General features: G+C 37.4%; 13 protein-coding genes. 7 read left to right on the top strand and 6 right to left on the bottom strand.

The annotated features are described in order from the left end of the window. The first annotated feature begins 1 nt into the window (after position 1). From BUC12_RS12800 to BUC12_RS12820, 5 genes are all read left to right on the top strand, one after another. Complete coding sequence (locus BUC12_RS12800) at positions 2-922, top strand: hypothetical protein (protein ID WP_062179988.1); 921 nt, start codon at positions 2-4, stop codon at positions 920-922. Between the two features lie 120 nt (positions 923-1,042). Beyond that, positions 1,043-2,050 carry a UDP-N-acetylmuramate dehydrogenase gene (gene murB / locus BUC12_RS12805; RefSeq protein WP_062179991.1) on the top strand — a complete coding sequence of 336 codons (1,008 nt, stop codon included), beginning with the start codon at positions 1,043-1,045 and terminating at the stop codon, positions 2,048-2,050. A 44-nt stretch (positions 2,051-2,094) separates the two neighbouring features. After that, positions 2,095-3,399 (top strand): UDP-N-acetylglucosamine 1-carboxyvinyltransferase, encoded by a 1,305-nt coding sequence (gene murA / locus BUC12_RS12810; protein WP_062179994.1) that lies wholly within the window; start codon positions 2,095-2,097, stop codon positions 3,397-3,399. Positions 3,400-3,432: 33 nt separating this feature from the next. Then, entirely contained in the window at positions 3,433-4,590 is a 1,158-nt protein-coding gene (locus BUC12_RS12815; RefSeq protein ID WP_062179997.1) for an iron-containing alcohol dehydrogenase, read from the top strand. A 5-nt stretch (positions 4,591-4,595) separates the two neighbouring features. Continuing rightward, a complete protein-coding gene (locus BUC12_RS12820; protein WP_062180000.1) occupies positions 4,596-5,621 on the top strand; it encodes a glycoside hydrolase family 18 protein in 1,026 nt (341 codons plus the stop codon). Between the two features lie 62 nt (positions 5,622-5,683). On the opposite strand, the gene BUC12_RS12825 is transcribed toward BUC12_RS12820, so the two are convergent. The 6 genes from BUC12_RS12825 to BUC12_RS12850 all read right to left on the bottom strand — a co-directional run bounded on the left by BUC12_RS12825 (position 5,684) and on the right by BUC12_RS12850 (position 15,098). Further along, the gene (locus tag BUC12_RS12825) at positions 5,684-6,883 is read right to left on the bottom strand and encodes a hypothetical protein (RefSeq protein WP_073357312.1); all 1,200 of its coding nucleotides are present in this window, start codon (positions 6,881-6,883) and stop codon (positions 5,684-5,686) included. Positions 6,884-7,084: 201 nt separating this feature from the next. Further along, positions 7,085-8,593: a hypothetical protein gene (locus BUC12_RS12830; RefSeq protein WP_062184960.1), complete on the bottom strand. Its 1,509-nt coding sequence runs from the start codon at positions 8,591-8,593 to the stop codon at positions 7,085-7,087. A gap of 99 nt (positions 8,594-8,692) precedes the next feature. Continuing rightward, complete coding sequence (gene scpA, locus BUC12_RS12835) at positions 8,693-10,840, bottom strand: methylmalonyl-CoA mutase (protein ID WP_062184957.1); 2,148 nt, start codon at positions 10,838-10,840, stop codon at positions 8,693-8,695. A 51-nt stretch (positions 10,841-10,891) separates the two neighbouring features. After that, the gene (mutA, locus tag BUC12_RS12840) at positions 10,892-12,784 is read right to left on the bottom strand and encodes a methylmalonyl-CoA mutase small subunit (protein WP_062184954.1); all 1,893 of its coding nucleotides are present in this window, start codon (positions 12,782-12,784) and stop codon (positions 10,892-10,894) included. Positions 12,785-13,016: 232 nt separating this feature from the next. Then, positions 13,017-13,949: a glycosyltransferase family 2 protein gene (locus BUC12_RS12845; RefSeq protein WP_062184950.1), complete on the bottom strand. Its 933-nt coding sequence runs from the start codon at positions 13,947-13,949 to the stop codon at positions 13,017-13,019. Beyond that, on the bottom strand, positions 13,950-15,098 hold the full coding sequence (locus BUC12_RS12850) for an FkbM family methyltransferase (protein ID WP_062184947.1): 1,149 nt from the start codon (positions 15,096-15,098) through the stop codon (positions 13,950-13,952). It lies immediately after the preceding gene. Positions 15,099-15,301: 203 nt separating this feature from the next. Between BUC12_RS12850 and BUC12_RS12855 the strand changes: the two genes are divergently transcribed. Continuing rightward, the gene (locus BUC12_RS12855) at positions 15,302-18,022 is read left to right on the top strand and encodes a DNA gyrase/topoisomerase IV subunit A (RefSeq protein ID WP_062184944.1); all 2,721 of its coding nucleotides are present in this window, start codon (positions 15,302-15,304) and stop codon (positions 18,020-18,022) included. 20 nt (positions 18,023-18,042) lie between these two features. Beyond that, on the top strand, positions 18,043-18,894 hold the full coding sequence (locus tag BUC12_RS12860) for a DUF3316 domain-containing protein (RefSeq protein WP_062184941.1): 852 nt from the start codon (positions 18,043-18,045) through the stop codon (positions 18,892-18,894). Positions 18,895-18,906: the final 12 nt, after the last annotated feature.

The raw sequence follows: 18,906 nt of genomic DNA on the forward strand, positions 1-18,906 counted from the left end.
TATGGATAATCTTAAATCTGCAATAGCAGATAAAGTTCTGGATATATCGTCTCTTAGTGGCGATGACATGAAAGTAAAGCTCGAAAAGATAAATCGTTTTCGGGATTTTGTTGATGCCTGTAGATCTCTGATTCTGAAGTATCCGGCAATTGAGGCCGAACTACTCCGGATGGTCGAAAATAATGATTTTGATACACGCATAGCATCGTCACGTGTGGATACAATTATTCGTCTTTCGGAAAAAGAGGGGACTGTATCACAATCGTCAGAACAAAGAGTGGAAGATGATATCCATAATTTAGAAGAAATTGTTGAAAACATAGAGAATGTTGATGTTAAAAAAGAGAACTCTAAAGAAATAGAAGAAATAAATACCGCAACCGAGGATTTGGTCTCAACATCAAATCAGGTTACAGAACAGTCCCCGAAAGAAACAATTGAAAAACAAAAGCAGATAGCAGGAGAAGATAAAGATCCTGTACGTTATTTGCCGGAGGATGTTGATTACGAGGAGATAGATGAAGAGAAACAACAGCAATATGTCGATTACGAGGAGATAATAGAAGGCTCGGAAAAGGAAAGCCAACTAGCAATTGAAGAGCCAGACTCACCAAAACTATTACCTCAATCAGACGAGAAAGAATCCATTCCGGAACAGAATAATGAGGTCTCCCGATCTGTTGTAGAGGCCAATATACAAACGCAAAGATCGTCTATCATTGAGGAGAAAGATAATAGAGGAAAAGATACTGCAAAGAAAGTATTACAAGTTTGTGCAATTGTAGCTGTTGTTGTAGCTTTGATTTTTATTATTCGTTTTGTAATAAATAACTGGCAAGCTATTCTTTATGGTCTGGGTGCGGCTGTAGTTGTGGGCGGAATAGTTTGGTTTTTATTGAAAAAGAAAAAATCAGCAGAATAAAAGCCCTATTGTTTTACTAATAATGTAACAATAAGTATTAATGATATATTTCTGAATCATAAACACTTATTGTTATTGAGCTTAACAAAGTAATAAAAAGGTCTGAGACCTAAGTAACATATGTATCAGTATAATATACATTTAAAATCATATAATTCATTTCAGACAGAAGCATCTGCCAAAATATTTTGTGAACCAACAGATATTGCCCAGTTAAAGCAATGTTTGCTTGACTTTCGTGAAGAACAGAAACTGATTATTGGAAGTGGATGCAATTTATTTTTTACTAAAGATTTTGACGGATTGGTTATTCATCCTCAAATATTTGGTATCCGCGAAATTTCAGACATTTCGGATGAGTCAGATGAAGTATATCTTGAGGTGATGGCTTCTGAAGATTGGGATAACCTTGTCGAATTTTGTGTGGATAAAGGATATTCCGGTTTGGAAAATCTTTCATATATACCTAGTACAGTGGGGGCTGCTCCCGTGCAAAATATCGGGGCATACGGAGCAGAAGTAAAAGACTGTATACACGAGGTTATAGCCTTGGATATGAAAACTCTGGAGGTAATATCCTTTTCGAATGCCGAATGTGAATTTGCTTACCGTGATAGTATTTTTAAAAAGCAACAAGACCGGTACGCTATCATATCAGTGGTTTTTATGTTGAAACGGTCATATACGTATACACCTAAATATACAGACCTGAATAATGAATTAGCAGACGTTGATTCTCCGACTATCAGGGATGTAAGGGATGCTGTAGTACGGATTCGTCAACGAAAACTTCCGGATCATAAGGAATTACCAAATTGCGGAAGCTTTTTCAAAAATCCCTATATTACAAGAGAAATAGCGGAAAGAATAAAGTTAGAATATCCCGATTTACCTATATATCCCATTGATGGAGGCCTACTTAAAACATCAGCAGCGTTTCTTATCGATAGGGCAGGGTATAAGGGAAAACAATTAGGGCAGATAGGCACATATCCTAAACAAGCTCTAATTGTGGTTAACTATGGTTCGACGGATGGGAATGATATTGTCTATTTTAAGAATGAGATACAGAAAGCTGTATTTGAAAAATTTGCGATAGAATTAGAACCTGAAGTGAGAATATTATAAAGAAAAAAACATTCCAGAGTAAAATATATAATTAAAACAGATACATGGCATCATTTATTATAGAAGGCGGTTGCCGCCTCAAAGGAGATATAACTCCACAAGGAGCGAAAAACGAAGCATTACAGGTTATTTGTGCAGTATTGCTAACGCCGGAAGAAGTTATCATTGAAAATATACCGGATATTCTCGATGTAAATAACCTTATTTCCCTTTTGGGAGATATGGGTGTTAAGACCAGACGGATAAATGAAAATACATGGTCGTTTCAGGCTGATGAAGTTGATCTGACTTATCTCGAAAGCCCTGAATTTTTAAAAAAAAGTTCATCTTTAAGGGGTTCGGTAATGATTATCGGTCCGTTGGTAGCACGTTTTGGTAAAGCTCTGTTACCTAAGCCCGGAGGAGATAAGATCGGTCGCCGCCGTTTGGATACACACTTTATTGGTATTCAGAAACTTGGAGCAAACTTCGAATACGATGCCGAACAGCAATTATATTCTATTACGGCTGATAAGCTAACCGGCGCTTATATGTTGCTTGACGAAGCATCTGTAACCGGTACAGCTAATATAATAATGACAGCCGTTTTGGCCGAAGGAGAAACGACTATTTATAATGCAGCATGTGAGCCATATTTGCAACAGTTGTGTAAAATGCTCAATAGAATGGGAGCTAATATATCGGGTGTCGCATCAAATCTGATCAGAATACAAGGAGTAAAAGAACTGGGAGGAACTACTCACCGTATTTTACCCGATATGATCGAAATAGGTAGTTTCATTGGTATGGCTGCTATGACAGGTTCTGAACTGACTATTAAAGATGTTGCGTATGATGATTTGGGTATTATCCCTGATACATTCCGCCGCTTAGGTATCACATTAGAGCGTAGTGGAGATGATATCCATATCCCTGAACATAAGGGATATACAATAGATACTTTTATCGATGGTTCTATACTTACTATTGCCGATGCTCCTTGGCCGGGACTCACTCCTGACCTTATCAGCGTGTTACTGGTAGTTGCCACTCAGGCACAAGGTAGCGTGTTGATACATCAAAAGATGTTCGAAAGCCGCTTATTCTTTGTCGATAAACTGATAGATATGGGTGCTCAGATAATTCTTTGTGATCCCCACCGGGCTACTGTAATCGGAACAGGACGGCGTTCGATGCGTGCCACAACTATGACTTCTCCGGATATTCGCGCGGGTATCGCTCTCCTTATAGCAGCTATGTGTGCCGATGGTAAGAGTATTATTCATAATATTGATCAGATAGACAGAGGATACCAGAATATTGATGTACGGTTGAATCAACTGGGAGCCAATATTTTGAGAATGAATTAATAAGAGGCTACAAACTAACTTAAACACACAATTATGGAAAATTTCAGTTTTGTAAATCCTGTAAAAATTATTTTTGGAAAAGATACTATTCAATCTTTATCGAAAGAGATTCCGGCCGGAAGTAAAGTTTTAATAACTTACGGTGGGGGCAGCATTAAACGTAATGGAGTATATGATCAGGTTGTGAAGGCATTAGCTGATTTCGAATGGAACGAGTTCAGTGGAATAGAAGCTAATCCTCATTACGAGACTTGTATGAAAGCCGTACAGTTGATCAAAGAAAAAAATATCAATTATGTATTAGCTGTAGGAGGAGGCTCTGTTATCGATGCTACTAAATTTATAGTTGCAGCAGCTTGTTTTGATGGAGATGATCCCTGGGATATTTTAAGTAAACAGGCTACGATAAAAGATGCATTGCCTTTCGGTACGGTACTTACTATATCGGCAACAGGTTCGGAAATGAATGGAGGTGCTGTTATTACTAAAGCAGAGACTCACGATAAATTATCTTTCGGATCGTCAAAAACATATCCGAAATTTTCGATTCTCGATCCCGAAGTTACCTACTCTCTTCCGATGAAGCAGGTAAGTAATGGCGTAGTAGATGCCTTTGTACATGTTGTGGAACAATACGTAACTTATCCGGTTAATGCCATGATACAGGATAAGTTTGCCGAAGCGATACTGGTAACTCTGATAACAGAAGGTCCAAAAGCTTTGGAAACTCCAGAAAACTATGACATTCGGGCTAATCTGATGTGGGCTTCAACATGGGCATTAAACGGCTGGATTGGATGCGGAGTACCCGAAGACTGGGCTACTCACGGAATAGGACATGAACTCACCGCTTTATATGGGTTAGACCATGCACAGACATTGGCAATAGTTCTTCCCGGAGTATTAACTGTATTGAAAGAGCAGAAAGCCGAGAAGATTATCCAATTTGGAGAGATGGTATTCGGCATTTATAATAATATGTCGAAAGAGGAGCGTATAAACGAGACTATAAATGCTGTGGTTAATTTCTTTGAAGAGATGCAGGTTAAGACTCGTCTTTCAGACTATGGATTAGGACAGGAGGCTGTAAATGCAGTGTCGAACCGGATAAAAGAGCGGGGATGGAAACTTGGTGAAAAGGAAAATATTACAGCAGATACAGTACGGCAGATATTAACTTTAAGATTATAGTAGATATGAAAAAGCTAACCTTATTGTTCGTATTTATTTTAGGAATCTGTATAGCATCGAAGTCTCAGGAAACATTTCCGGCTAAGCTTAATAAAACTCCGGTTGTATTGGCTTATGTAACAGCCGGAAGTGATATAATGCCTGATCCTAATTATGTGACCCATATAAATTATGCATTCGGGCATGTATCTGAAACATTTAATAGCATTGATATTGATAATGAAGCCCGATTGAGACAGATAGCCGCTCTAAAATCTACTTATCCTCACCTAAAAGTAATGCTATCAGTAGGAGGCTGGACTAGCGGGCGTTTTAGTGAGATGGCGGCAAGTGTAATCAATCGTCGGTCATTTGTCAATGATTGTAAAAGAGTTATAGACGAATTTGGTTTAGATGGGGTTGACCTTGATTGGGAATATCCGACAAGCAGTGTTGCCGGAATATCTTCTTCTTCTGATGATACAGACAATTTCACTCTTTTAATGAAAGAAATTCGTGGGGTAATAGGTGAGGATAGACTGCTTACTTTGGCCAGTGCGTGTACTGCCCAGTATTACGATTTCAAAGCTATTGATCAATACATTGATTTTGTAAACATTATGACATATGATATGGGGCGTCCTCCTTTTCATAATGCTCCGCTTCACAGGTCTGAGTTTACTTCCGATTTATCTATCGAAGAATCTGTTCAAGCTCATGTGGCTGCGGGTATTTCTTTGGATAAGCTAACTTTAGGGATGCCGTTTTATGGGCATGTGATTAAAGAACTGGGTGACTTTATAAACTATAAAGATATTCATACTTTAGATGAGAAATATACACGGAAATGGGATGATGAAGGAAAAGTTCCTTATTTCACAGATAAAGATGGCTATTTTGTTTGTTCGTTTGATAACGCTGAATCTCTAGCTTATAAATGCCGGTACGCTCTGAATAGAGGCATGCTAGGTGTAATGTATTGGGAATATAATGGAGACGATGCTGAAGGGACTTTACGCAAGACCGTTTACAATACAGTAATGAAGAAATAAAATTTAAAAGAGGTTGTCTCCTGAAATTCGGAACAACCTCTTTTTCTGCTCTTTTATTTATATTATCTTTTCATATCTGTTGTTTGTCGGGTACTCTGAGTTCTCCTTTCATTAGTTCTTCTCTCTTCGGTTTGTCTTCTTTCTCTTGCTTCCGCTTCTTGCTGTTCTTTAGCTCTTCTCTCCTCCGTTTGTCTTCTTTCTCTTGCTTCCGCTTCTTGCTGTTCTTTAGCTCTTCTCTCCTCCGTTTGTCTCCTTTCTCTGGTTTCCGCTTCTTGCTGTTCTTTGGCTCTTCTCTCCTCCGTTTGTCTTCTTTCTCTTGCTTCCGCTTCTTGCTGTTCTTTAGCTCTTCTCTCCTCCGTTTGTCTCCTTTCTCTGGTTTCCGCTTCTTGCTGTTCTTTGGCTCTTCTCTCCTCCGTTTGTCTTCTTTCTCTTGCTTCCGCTTCTTGCTGTTCTTTAGCTCTTCTCTCCTCCGTTTGTCTTCTTTCTCTTGCTTCCGCTTCCTGTTGTTCTTTGGCTCTTCTCTCCTCCGTCTGCCTTCTTTCTCTGGCTTCCGCTTCCTGTTGTTCTTTGGCTCTTCTCTCCTCCGTCTGCCTTCTTTCTCTGGCTTCCGTTTCCTGTTGTTCTTTGGCTCTTCTCTCCTCTGTTTGTCTTCTTTCTATTACCTTTGGTTCGGTATTAGTCGAAACTTTAGCAACTTGTCTGGCTCTATCTGCAGATCGTTTGAGTTGTACGTTATCTTTCTCAATCGTTTTATTCTGAGTTGAATGGCCGTTTTTATACGGATGTGACGGTTTTTCTTTAGAATAAGGTATTATAATTGGATCATTAGCATAATTATTATCTATATCATAGTAATAATTTTCAAAATCTTGATCCGAAATAGAATTATCATATTGGTATATATAATAGTCTGTGTAATAATTTTCTGAGACATTGTTTTCGTGTAATATCGGAAACTCCGACCATTCATTTTCTTCTATTACAATATCTTCTGTATTGGCTTCAGTATTTTCTATATCTGATAGTATATCGACATAATAATAGCTGTAGGGAATACTGTTTTCTATTGTTTTATTGACTACTTCTTGATTTGCTGAATAGTTTTTTGGAGCTGTAGCAGGATTTTCATCCTTCTCAATTAAAACCTCTTGAGGTGTAGTAACTTTTGTGTTATTTACTTCCTCTATACTATTTACGGCTTTTTTACAACTAAAAGTTATAACCGACAAGCAGATTATGTTTGTAAAAAGTAACTTATTCATAGCTTAGGTATATTAAAGATGAAACAATGAGGATTAATATATCTGAACATTTCTAGTCTTTATAGTTTGGTCAAATAATTAAAGTGCCTTTATTAATAAAGACTGGATTATAAAAGAAAGGTTTAATAAATTAAATAAAATAGGAGAGAAGAACCTGCCTAAATCTAGACAAGTTCTTCTCTCCTTATTTTGTTATTTTTCTTAGAAAGAGAAACTTAATCCTGTTAATATAGCACTGTTTCCACCCACATCAAGGTGTTCACTTTTGCCATAAGGGGCAAATTGATATTCGAAAAATATTCCTCCTTGTTTAAAGCGAAAATGTGTTCCTATTATCCAATTGAATACATCCACACTATATGTATTACCACCTTGGTCATTTTTCTTCTTATCTTCTTTTTTTAAGTTTGTAGTTATAGCACTAATTCCTATTTTAGTATAGTTATCCCAATAGATATTTTGTGATAATTTACTAGTATATCTATATCCTACGTTCAAATTTCCTATTGCATGAGCTTTAGTAGACAATACTGTTCCTGTATAGTAATTGAATCGTTTCCTGTCATTTGGCATAACAAATCCTAAGCTAAATAATATACTTGAATTAGAATCGTAATACCTCGACAAATTCAAGTTAAAATCAAGTTCGATATAAGGGCTTATTCCCAAAATGTCCTGCTGCTTTCCGAGAGGTATATACATACCTGATTTTATATTCAAAAACGGACTTTTGTATTTTCTTTCCCGAACCAGTCTTTTAGCTTCTTCTTTTTGTTCGGGCTTCAGTTCATCTTTTTCGGGTATATTATATTTGTTCCAAGCCGATTCGGGTACTTCTTCAAATTGAATCAATTCTTTTAGTAATTCAGGTAGTTCGTAATCATCGCGGTTGTAGCCATAATGGCTTAAGATGCAGGAGATATACCTATTTCTGATTTCAGCCGTTATATAATATACTATAAGTGGATAGGCTTCGCTGTTATAAATCGATTTGTAAACTATTCGGCGGGCGATGGATTTTTTCCCTTCGAATAATAGAGGTAGCTCTTTATCTTCGATAGTTACATGATACTTAGATTCACTTGTTTTTATGTAATTATCAACTTCATCTTTTGCCTGATCAAGTGTATTGAATACAGACCAACTAACTTGTCCTCCATTACAATAAATATTATGGGGTGAGCGCCATTCGCAAATATTACCAAGTTGTAATGTACGTCCGGCAAAATCAATCGAATCAATTTGCATTGGAACAATATATTCGTGTAGTTGCTGTGTAAAATAGAGGTTCAGAATTTGTTTTTCGATATCAGTATTACGTTTCCCTATTTTTCTGATATATATTAGACTAGAAGCATTGTCCAAGTTATCTAAAATATATAATATACGATGCTCGTCTATTTCTGGATATTTCTCTCCATTTCTCTCTAGTATATCTTTTGAATAGATAATTGTATTGGGATAACTAATTGACAATGATGAATATTCATTTTTAATATTCTTTAATCCATATTTTTTCTTTAGTTTCGATATATCCTTAGAATTTTTTGGTGTCTTTATCTCTTCCAGATATACATCATATCCGGCCCATTCGTAATACTGGTTTCCACTAGAGTCTATCAACCCTTGTAAACCGGTTGCCTGAGTTTGAGCAAAGGTGTGAAAATAAGATGTTAGTAAAAGAAATAATATAAAATATCGTGTTGTCATAAGAATAGTGTTGTTTCGAATAAAAAAAGTGAAGGTCATCTTATTTATAAATAAGAAATAACCTTCACTTTATATAAGACTGAATATTAATAGCCTAATTTAGTCAGCCAATAATATTTTCATAATTTCAACAGCAGCTTTAGTAACAGGAGAACCTGGTCCGAAGATTGCAGCTACACCTGATTTGTACAAGAAGTCATAATCCTGAGCAGGAATAACGCCTCCGGCAATCACAATAATGTCTTCACGTCCTAACTTTTTAAGTTCTTCAATTACCTGAGGAACAAGAGTCTTGTGACCTGCAGCCAGAGAAGATACTCCCAGAACATTGACATCATTTTCTACAGCCTGACGTGCAGCTTCTTCGGGAGTTTGGAACAATGGTCCCATATCTACGTCGAATCCACAGTCTGCGTAACCTGTAGCAACTACTTTTGCTCCACGGTCGTGTCCGTCCTGACCCATTTTAGCGATCATAATACGAGGTTGACGACCTTCTTTCTTTGCAAATTTTTCTACTAGTTCGCAAGCTTCTTGGAACGTTGGATCTTTTTTAGTTTCTGATGAATACACGCCTGATATTGTTCTGATTACTGCTTTATAACGTCCGACAATTACTTCACAAGCATCTGAAATCTCACCTAAAGTTGCACGAAGGCGGGCAGCTTCAACAGCAAGTTCAAGTAAGTTGCCTTTTTTAGTTTTCACACATTCAGTAATAGCGTCCAATGCTTTCTTAACAGCAGCATTGTCACGTTTCGATTTCAAATCGTTCAAACGTTCGATCTGTTGACGACGTACTTCGGTATTATCAACATCCAGAATATCGATAGGATCTTCTTTTTCCAAACGGTATTTATTAACACCGATGATTGTTTGATTTCCTGAGTCGATTTTAGCTTGGGTACGTGCAGCCGCTTCTTCGATACGCATTTTAGGAATACCTGTTTCGATAGCTTTAGCCATTCCACCCAGTTTCTGGATTTCCTGAATCAAATCCCATGCTTTGTGTACTAGTTCATTAGTAAGTGTTTCCACATAAAAAGAACCGGCCCATGGGTCTATTTCTTTACATATCTGAGTTTCTTCCTGAATGTAAATCTGAGTATTACGAGCAATACGGGCAGAGAAGTCGGTAGGCAATGCAATCGCTTCGTCCAATGCGTTGGTGTGGAGTGATTGTGTATGGCCTAGTGCAGCTGCCATTGCTTCGATACAAGTACGTCCAACGTTGTTGAAAGGATCTTGTTCGGTCAATGACCAACCCGAAGTTTGTGAGTGAGTACGAAGTGCCAAAGATTTAGGATTTTTTGCTCCAAAGCTTTTAACAATTTTCGCCCACAACAGACGACCTGCACGCATTTTAGCGATTTCCATAAAGTGGTTCATTCCGATAGCCCAGAAGAACGATAGGCGAGGAGCAAAAGCATCTACATCGATACCTGCATCGATACCTGCTTTCAGATATTCCATACCATCAGCCAAAGTATATGCCAACTCAATATCGGCAGTAGCACCAGCTTCCTGCATGTGGTATCCCGAAATAGAGATAGAGTTGAACTTAGGCATTTTCTGAGATGTATATTCGAAGATATCAGCGATAATCTTCATTGAGAATTCAGGTGGATAGATATATGTATTACGCACCATAAACTCTTTCAGAATATCATTTTGAATAGTACCTGCCATTTCTTCCAACTTAGCACCTTGTTCTAAACCGGCATTGATGTAGAATGCAAGGATAGGAAGTACCGCTCCGTTCATAGTCATAGATACTGACATCTGATTCAACGGGATACCATCGAAAAGAACTTTCATATCTTCAACAGAACAGATAGACACCCCAGCCTTACCAACGTCTCCGACAACACGAGGGTGGTCGGCATCATATCCACGGTGTGTAGCCAAGTCAAACGCTACAGAAAGACCTTTCTGTCCTGAAGCAAGGTTACGACGGTAGAATGCATTAGATTCGGCAGCGGTAGAAAAACCTGCATACTGACGGATAGTCCAGGGACGCATAGCATACATACCTGAATAAGGTCCGCGTAGAAATGGAGGAATACCTGATGCATAATTCAGATGTTCCATACCTTCCAGGTCATTTTTTGTATAAACAGACTTAACCGGTATTAGCTCAGGAGTAACCCAATTAGCTTCGATACCGTTTGTTGCAGACCATTCGGCAGCATTTACTGCTTCGAATCCTGCATTTTTAATATCTATATTCTTGAAATTTGGTTTCATGTTTTTTTATTTTGTTATAAAACAAAGTCGGTTATAATAAGGCCTGTGACCTTAGTTGATACCTAGAGCTGTGTTAAATCCTTTCAATGTTTCAAGCACATTACTTTTTACATTGATGAAATTTTGAATACCGATAGCTTTAAGATCATCAGTTGAAGCAGGAGCCCCGGCCACAACAAATATTTCTTTTCCGCCTTTTACTAGTTCGTAAGCAGCAGGAGCTAAAGTAGTATATTCGTCATCACTTGAACAAATAACAATAATGTCAGCATTCTTTTCACGGGCAGCTTTTACACCGGCTTCAACAGTTTCGAAACCAAGGTTGTCTATTACTTTATATCCGGCACAAGCAAGGAAATTACAAGAGAACTGAGAACGTGCAAGACGCATAGCCAGACTTCCGATTGTAAGCATAAATGCGACTGGAGTTTTTCCCGATTTTTCAGTAGCTAGACGTAGTTCTTCGAAGTCAGTAGCTAAGCGGGTTGACAAAAGTGGTTGTAAATTACCTTTTTCAGTTGAACATCCGCAGCTACAACCTCCTCTGGTAATTTTACCTGCTGCAACTTCTGTGAAGTTTGGATATTGGTTAGTTCCAAGAAGAACTTCGCGACGGGTTGCCAGTGCTTTAAAGCGTGCATCCGAAGATGTTTTAACTGCTGTTTGAACAGTTCCGGCTTTCAATGCAGCATAGAATCCTGCTTCGTCAATTTCAAGGAATAGTTTCCATGCTTCGTCAGCTATAGAAGATGTAAGGTTTTCGATATAATATGAACCTGCTGAAGGGTCAGTAATTTTATCGAAGTGACATTCTTCTTTCAATAACAATTGTTGATTACGGGCAATTCTTTCAGAGAAGTTATCCGAATCTTTAAAGCTTTCGTCGAAAGGAAGTACTGTTAATGAGTTTACTCCGGCAATACCGGCTGACATTGCTTCGGTTTGAGTACGTAACAAGTTAACATGAGCATCGAAAGTTGTCATATTATATGTTGAAGTCTCAGCATGTGCATATATTTTAGAAGCACAACGGCATATTCCGTCTTCTTCTTTCGATGGGCAGTCGTTATTACATTTAGGGTTATAGGCATTTACTATTTCAGCCCACAACCAGCGTGCAGCTCTGAATTTAGCTATTTCCATGAAATAATTAGAGCCGATACCAAAGTTAAACTTGATCTTTTTAGCTACTAATGTTGCGTCCAATCCGGCTTCAACAAGTTTGCTTAAGATTTCGTTTCCGTTTGCTAAGGCAAAACCTAACTCCTGGTATATGTATGCTCCTGCATTATTCAGCTTGTTTGCATTTACGTTCAATACTCTGAAACGGGGAAGTGCAGCTGATGCAAGAACAATTTCAGATGCTTGTTTTACCCATTCTGCATTGTCAACACCTTTTTTTAGAATAGTTTTGAACGGATCGTAATTTACTGATCCGAAACATTTCAGAACATCTGCATTTTTTGATTTCAGATCGTCAACTAAAATCTTTACTAAATCTAAAGACCTTCTGTGACAGGTTGAGAAGTTCAGTTCCACAGCTTCAGGACAAATGTCCTTCAGCAAGGTTTTGATATTCTCAGCACTTACATCATCACCTTTAATAATGAATCCCAGCGAAGTGATTCCTTTATTTAAAATATCCAGAGCCTTCGCATTTGCGGCTTTGAAATCAACAACCGTAATATCCTGACGAACATACCAGTCGTTGTCTTTTTTTGTACCTCTTACATACGGAAATTCACCCGGTAAAGCATCAATGGTTTTCAGGCCTTCGATGTTTTCACTTCTGTAAAAAGGATTAACCTTAAATCCCTCATTTGTTTTCCAAACAAGTTTTTTCTCAAAATCAGCGCCTTTTAGATCAGCTGTGATTTTTGCCATCCACTCTTCTGTAGATATCGCAGGAAAATCAGTAAAAAGCTTTTCTTTTTGATTTGCCATGGTTTATTAAATAATGTTTTAGTATATTGGTTTATCGTGTTGACTATGAATGTTTTCTAATTAATAATTTCTATCAGCAAATAGATGTTCTCTTATTATATCTGAAACTGATATAGTTATATTGATCAAAAGCAGTACAAAAATAGCTTTTTTGTTTTGGATATACAGCTAAAATGATGTGAAATTAACATCCGAATTTTTAAAATTCCTGATTTTCCTTACTATCAAAATGTCAAGATCCTGTTTTTCGGCTTAGGTATTCATTGAATCTATCGTAGGTATCCTGCATTATCCGGCCTTTTGTCTTCCAATATTCTATTTTTGACTGATTCTTCTTTAAGCTAAATAGTAAAATCGCTATATTAAGCTTTAAGCGATAAATATTGTAAACGGTACGTGTCTGGCTCAGTCCCTTCGTCTTATAAAAGAATAGGAACTTGCTGTACCAATGTTCGCGATACGACCACTTGTTTAGTTCTTCGCTTTTATTCTCCGCTGAACCTCCCTGCAAATGTATTATTTCAGCGTCAGGCACAGATATTATTTTATATCCCGCCTTCCGTGCTCTATAGCATAGTTCAACTTCTTCGAAATACATAAAAAAGTCGGGATCGAAGCCATTTAGCTCTTCAAATATATTTTTAGGCATAAAAAGGTCTGCACCGACAATTACTCTAGTTTCCTTAGGTTCTTTTGTGTAATTAAATCCCGGTACCCGCTTTATATTAAAGATGATTTTGTATTCGTAAGTAAGAAAATCTGTATCGTATAGTGAAGATGCCGGAATCATATTCTCCCGATACATATTTCCGCCGCAAATGCCAACCTGAGGATGTTTCTCCATATAATCATAGAGAATCGCAGCTGCATTGTTTATTAATAGGGTGTCGGGGTTAAGGAAGAAAAGATATTTGCCGGACGCTAATGTCGATCCCAGATTATTTGCCTTGCCAAAGCCTAAATTTTGATTCGAAAAATGAAACTGCACACCCGGGAACTTTTCGATTAAGTGAGATAATGAACCTTTTTCGGAATCATTGTCAATTACTATTATCTCATAATTGAGATCATGAGTCTTTTCTTTTACCGAAAGAATACAGTCTTCCAAAAGTTTATCAGTATTGTAATTGACTATGATTATACTTACCTGAAGATGGGTTTCCATTTATTTATCTAATGAAGGGTATGCTACAATTATCTTTTCCGTAATAGGGCTTATTTCTTCCAGATCTATCAATCTGAATTGATATGATGAAACAGCTGCTTTTAACATAGGAGGTATTTCAAAAAAGTCTTTACCCGTATGGTATGCAGAGATTAATAATACAGGTTTATCTCGTATTATTGTCTCCAGTCCTCCTTTTATAGCGCTGTATTCAGCTCCTTCGATATCCATTTTTATCAGACCGATTTTCCGGTCTTTGCACTCATTGTCAATGGTTGTTATGTGTATTTGTTTTTTCTGGGCATTAGGGTCTGAGATAGAATTGTTTATCGAACTGGCAGAAAGCTTGTCAGGATCAATATAAATATCAAGCATAGCCTCTTTTTCCCCTAAGCCTTTTTGTATTACCGATATTTTGTCCGTATTATTCAATCTTATAGTATTCCGCACATTGTCTGCATTCTCTTCTACGGGTTCGTATGCGTATATATGGGTAGGATTGTATTTCCTAAGCAAAAGAATAGAGGTATCTCCCAGATATGCTCCGACGTCCAGAAAATCTTTTCCTTTTATGTAATCTTTTACATATTCGGGCAGATGTACCAATCCGTATTCATGAATATATGTATGTTCTTCAAATGTGTTGTCGGGTAAATAGTAGTTGTTGCCGTCTAGTGTGAGGTGGTATCCTTCCGGTATTTTCTTCGTTTTATTTAAAAGCTCCTGCCTCTTTATGTACATATTCATTTGAGATTGGCTTAGCTCTATCTGGTTAAATCCGGCAATGAGGGATTTTAAACGGTTGTCGATAAATGATATGATTCTGGGTTCATCTTCTTTAGGGTAATAAAGGTCTGTGTCGAATTCAACATCGTGTGTGTAACAGTATTGCATGAAATCAATAGCGAAAGGATGAAGCAAACGGATGTTTATCTGATTCTTCTTTTTGCGTTTACTCGCTTTATATTGTACTAATACAGAATATGCCGGATTTAACGGATGAAAAATAATATTTCTGAACCAATTCGGAAACCGGAGTTTTATCTTATATAACTTATCGTCTTCAGTCTTAGTGGATAGAAGACTATCCTGCTTTTCTTTTACCAATAATTCTATTCGTGAAAAAATGTAGGATTTATTAATTAGCATTAGAATTGTATTTAATTGTTCGTGTTGCAAAAGTAAAAACTTTAGTTGATTCGTGTTGTTTTTGAGCTATTTAATTTATAGACGATTAAAAAGTAATGTATGTGTGAAAACAGACTGATTCCAAATTTTGAAATCGTTTCAAAAAAAGTTATCTTTGGGATAATTTTTTAATAATTGTAGGCCCATTTATTCCCAAAGCGTGTATGTTTCCAGAGGATATAATTGATGATGTGAATAATGAAGAAGATGGTATTTCTTCAGAAAATGAAGTAAATGAAAAAGAAGAAGATAATGACCAGTCGTCTCATTCGGAATATAAAGTACCATTGAAAGACACCGAAAGCCAGTTGCATCTGTCGGGGATGTACCAGAACTGGTTTCTCGATTATGCTTCCTATGTAATACTGGAACGTGCTGTACCTCATATAGCCGATGGATTGAAACCCGTTCAGCGCCGTATTTTACATTCGATGAAACGAATGGATGACGGACGTTATAATAAGGTGGCGAATATTATCGGGCACACTATGCAGTTTCACCCTCATGGTGATGCTTCTATCGGTGATGCTCTGGTTCAGCTAGGACAGAAAGATTTAATGGTCGATTGCCAAGGTAACTGGGGAAATATCCTAACAGGTGATGGTGCCGCTGCTCCCCGTTATATAGAAGCCCGTTTATCGAAATTTGCTGTTGAAGTGGCATTCAACCATAAAACAACGGAATGGAAGCCCTCGTACGATGGACGTAATAAAGAGCCTATAACCTTACCGATCAAATTTCCATTACTTCTGGCACAAGGGGTAGAAGGGATTGCTGTAGGACTTTCCTCCAAAATATTACCTCATAACTTTAATGAACTCTGCGATGCTTCAATTTCATATCTGAATGGCGAGGAATTTATACTTTATCCTGATTTTCAGACAGGAGGGTATATAGATGTTGCCCGATATAATGATGGTGAAAGGGGTGGGGCAGTAAAGGTTCGTGCGAAAATATCGAAACTTGATAATAAAACTTTAGTTATTACGGATTCTCCGTATGGAAGAACTACTTCTTCTTTGGTTGAATCTATCTTGAAAGCCAATGATAAAGGTAAGATCAAAATACGTAAGGTTGATGATATAACGGCCAGTAATGTTGAAATTCAGATACATCTGGCTCCCGGAGTGTCATCCGATAAAACGATTGATGCTCTGTATGCTTTTACGGATTGTGAAATAAGTATTTCGCCTAACTGTTGTGTTATCGAGGATGGTAAACCTCATTTCCTTACTGTAAGCAATATTCTGAAGAGATCAACCGATAAAACTCTGGAATTGCTAAAATGGGAGTTGGAGATACATAAAAGCGAACTCGAAGAGAGCCTCCATTTTTCATCCTTAGAGAAAATATTTATAGAAGAACGTATCTATAAAGACAAACAATTTGAAGAGGCTCCTAATATGGATGCCGCTGTTGCGCACATTGCAAAACGCTTACTTCCATTTACAAAACTTTTTATCAGAGAGGTTACGAATGAAGATATCCTCAAACTGATGGAGATAAAGATGGGGCGTATTTTGAAGTTCAATTCTGATAAGGCAGAAGAGCTAATAGCCAGATATAAAGCCGAAATAGAAGAGATAGAACATAATCTGGCGAATATTATTGACTATACAATCTCATGGTTTGTAATGCTGAAGGAGAAGTACGGAAAAGATCATCCCAGAATGACCGAAATCCGTAACTTTGATACTATTGTTGCAGCAAAAGTAGTTGAAGCCAATGAGAAATTGTATATAAACAGAGAAGAAGGCTTTATCGGTACTGCACTGAAAAAAGATGAATTTATATGTAACTGTTCCGACATAGATGATGTTATCATTTTCTATAAGGACGGGAAATATAAGGTGGTTAAAGTAAGTGATAAGATGTTCGTCGGTAAGAATGTATTGTATGTAAATATATTCAAGAAGAACGATAAGCGTACTATCTATAACGTAATATACCGTCATGGAAAGATTACACCATATTATATGAAACGGTTTGCCGTAACCGGTGTTACCCGTGATAAAGAATATGATGTAACGATGGGAGAGGACGGTTCTAAAATCGTGTATTTCAGTGCAAATCCGAATGGTGAGGCCGAAACTATTCGTGTGTTGTTAAAACCCCGTCCCCGCCAGAAGGTACAGTTATTTGAAAAAGATTTTAGTGAAATAGCTATTAAAGGCCGTCAGTCGATGGGTAACTTATTGACTAAAGCGGAAGTACACAAGATAACGCTCCGGCAAAAAGGAAAATCCACATTGGGTGGACGTAAAGTATGGTATGATCCGGATGTATTGCGCCTGAATTATGATGGACGCGGACAATATTTAGGTGAATTCCAAAGTGATGATCAGATTTTGGTAGTGAGAGACAATGGTGAATTCTATACAACCAACTTCGATCTTAGCAATCACTTTGAAACAAACACTATAAAGATCGAGAAATTTGATGAACATAAAGTTTGGACTGCCGTACTGTATGACGCCGATCAGGAATATATGTATTTGAAACGTTTCTCCTTTGAAGCGAATAATAAGGTACAGAACTTCTTGGGCGATAATGCGAAGTCTAAATTATATATACTGTCAGATATTGTCTATCCTCGCATTGAAGTTGCTTTTGGAGGAAACGACTCGTTCAGAGGAACACTGGAAATAGATGCAGAAGAGTTTATTGCCGCAAAGAGCTTTAAGGCAAAAGGTAAGCGTATCTCGACATACCAGATCGGTGTTGTACGCGAATTAGAGCCGATTCGTTTTCCCGAAAAGAAGGACGAAGAGGCAGAGGAAGAGGAAAGCTCTTTCAAGATAGAAATAGATGATGACGATTCTCCTGTTTCTGATACAGATGTTATTGATGATATGACAGGACAACAACAGATTGATTTTGAATAAGACGTAAAATACCTGAATCTATGGATGCACGCAGACTGGTTGTATTATTGTTATGTTGCATTACTACTGTAACTAATATGGTGCCTATGCTTGCACAAGAGTCAGATTCATTGCGATATTATTCGACAAATAAGGCTACCTCGTTTGCCATAGGAAATTCAAATATGTATGATACGTATTTGTCTCCCTTAAAGTATACAGGAGTTTCCGTCCGTTTTTTGGACGAACGGATGAAGCGGACTTCTTGGTTTAACCACAAGTTTACCCGGCAACAAATTATAAACCTGGAAGTAACCAGTACCGACAATCCGGCGGGTAATGCCGATGAGTATTCTTTGTTAGCACAATATAGTTGGGGAGGACATTATAATCTTTTCAGAAATGATAAGTTCCGTTTTTCGGCCGGAGCTTTGTGGAATATAACTGCCGGAGTGATATATAATCAACGGAACTCTAACAATCCGGCATCGGCAAAAGCGCATTCCAATATCAATCTGTCCTTTATAGGGTTTTATGATTGGAAAAAAATTACTTTCAGGGGGCAGATAGACTCTCCTGTACTAGGTATTTTGTTTTCTCCACATTACGGACAATCGTATTACGAAATATCCTTGGGTAACAGTGTGGGCGTTGTAAATTTTGCCTCAGTTCATAATCAAAGGGCCTTACGGGGATATTTTACAGCAGATATTCCTGTATCTAAAGTTACATTACGTATAGGTTATCTAGGCTCGTTTTATCAAACCAGAGTACATGGTATAACTTCTCACATATATTCCAATAGTTTTGTGATAGGTCTGGTTTCCGAATCGATAAATATTAGTGGAAACAAGATTAAAACAAATAAGATAATCAATAGTAGTTATTATTAAAGTAGACGAATT

It is taken from the genome of Indolivaga macrotermitis (genome assembly GCF_900128985.1).
Lineage (GTDB): Bacteria > Bacteroidota > Bacteroidia > Bacteroidales > Dysgonomonadaceae > Dysgonomonas_A > Dysgonomonas_A macrotermitis.

What these genes read in the sequence shown, in the direction of transcription:
- BUC12_RS12800 (WP_062179988.1), top strand. Translation starts at nt 2, where the DNA reads ATGGATAATCTTAAATCTGCAATAGCAGATAAAGTTCTGGATATATCG.
- murB (WP_062179991.1), top strand. Translation starts at nt 1,043, where the DNA reads ATGTATCAGTATAATATACATTTAAAATCATATAATTCATTTCAGACA.
- murA (WP_062179994.1), top strand. Translation starts at nt 2,095, where the DNA reads ATGGCATCATTTATTATAGAAGGCGGTTGCCGCCTCAAAGGAGATATA.
- BUC12_RS12815 (WP_062179997.1), top strand. Translation starts at nt 3,433, where the DNA reads ATGGAAAATTTCAGTTTTGTAAATCCTGTAAAAATTATTTTTGGAAAA.
- BUC12_RS12820 (WP_062180000.1), top strand. Translation starts at nt 4,596, where the DNA reads ATGAAAAAGCTAACCTTATTGTTCGTATTTATTTTAGGAATCTGTATA.
- BUC12_RS12825 (WP_073357312.1), bottom strand. Translation starts at nt 6,883, where the DNA reads ATGAATAAGTTACTTTTTACAAACATAATCTGCTTGTCGGTTATAACT.
- BUC12_RS12830 (WP_062184960.1), bottom strand. Translation starts at nt 8,593, where the DNA reads ATGACAACACGATATTTTATATTATTTCTTTTACTAACATCTTATTTT.
- scpA (WP_062184957.1), bottom strand. Translation starts at nt 10,840, where the DNA reads ATGAAACCAAATTTCAAGAATATAGATATTAAAAATGCAGGATTCGAA.
- mutA (WP_062184954.1), bottom strand. Translation starts at nt 12,784, where the DNA reads ATGGCAAATCAAAAAGAAAAGCTTTTTACTGATTTTCCTGCGATATCT.
- BUC12_RS12845 (WP_062184950.1), bottom strand. Translation starts at nt 13,949, where the DNA reads ATGGAAACCCATCTTCAGGTAAGTATAATCATAGTCAATTACAATACT.
- BUC12_RS12850 (WP_062184947.1), bottom strand. Translation starts at nt 15,098, where the DNA reads ATGCTAATTAATAAATCCTACATTTTTTCACGAATAGAATTATTGGTA.
- BUC12_RS12855 (WP_062184944.1), top strand. Translation starts at nt 15,302, where the DNA reads ATGTTTCCAGAGGATATAATTGATGATGTGAATAATGAAGAAGATGGT.
- BUC12_RS12860 (WP_062184941.1), top strand. Translation starts at nt 18,043, where the DNA reads ATGGATGCACGCAGACTGGTTGTATTATTGTTATGTTGCATTACTACT.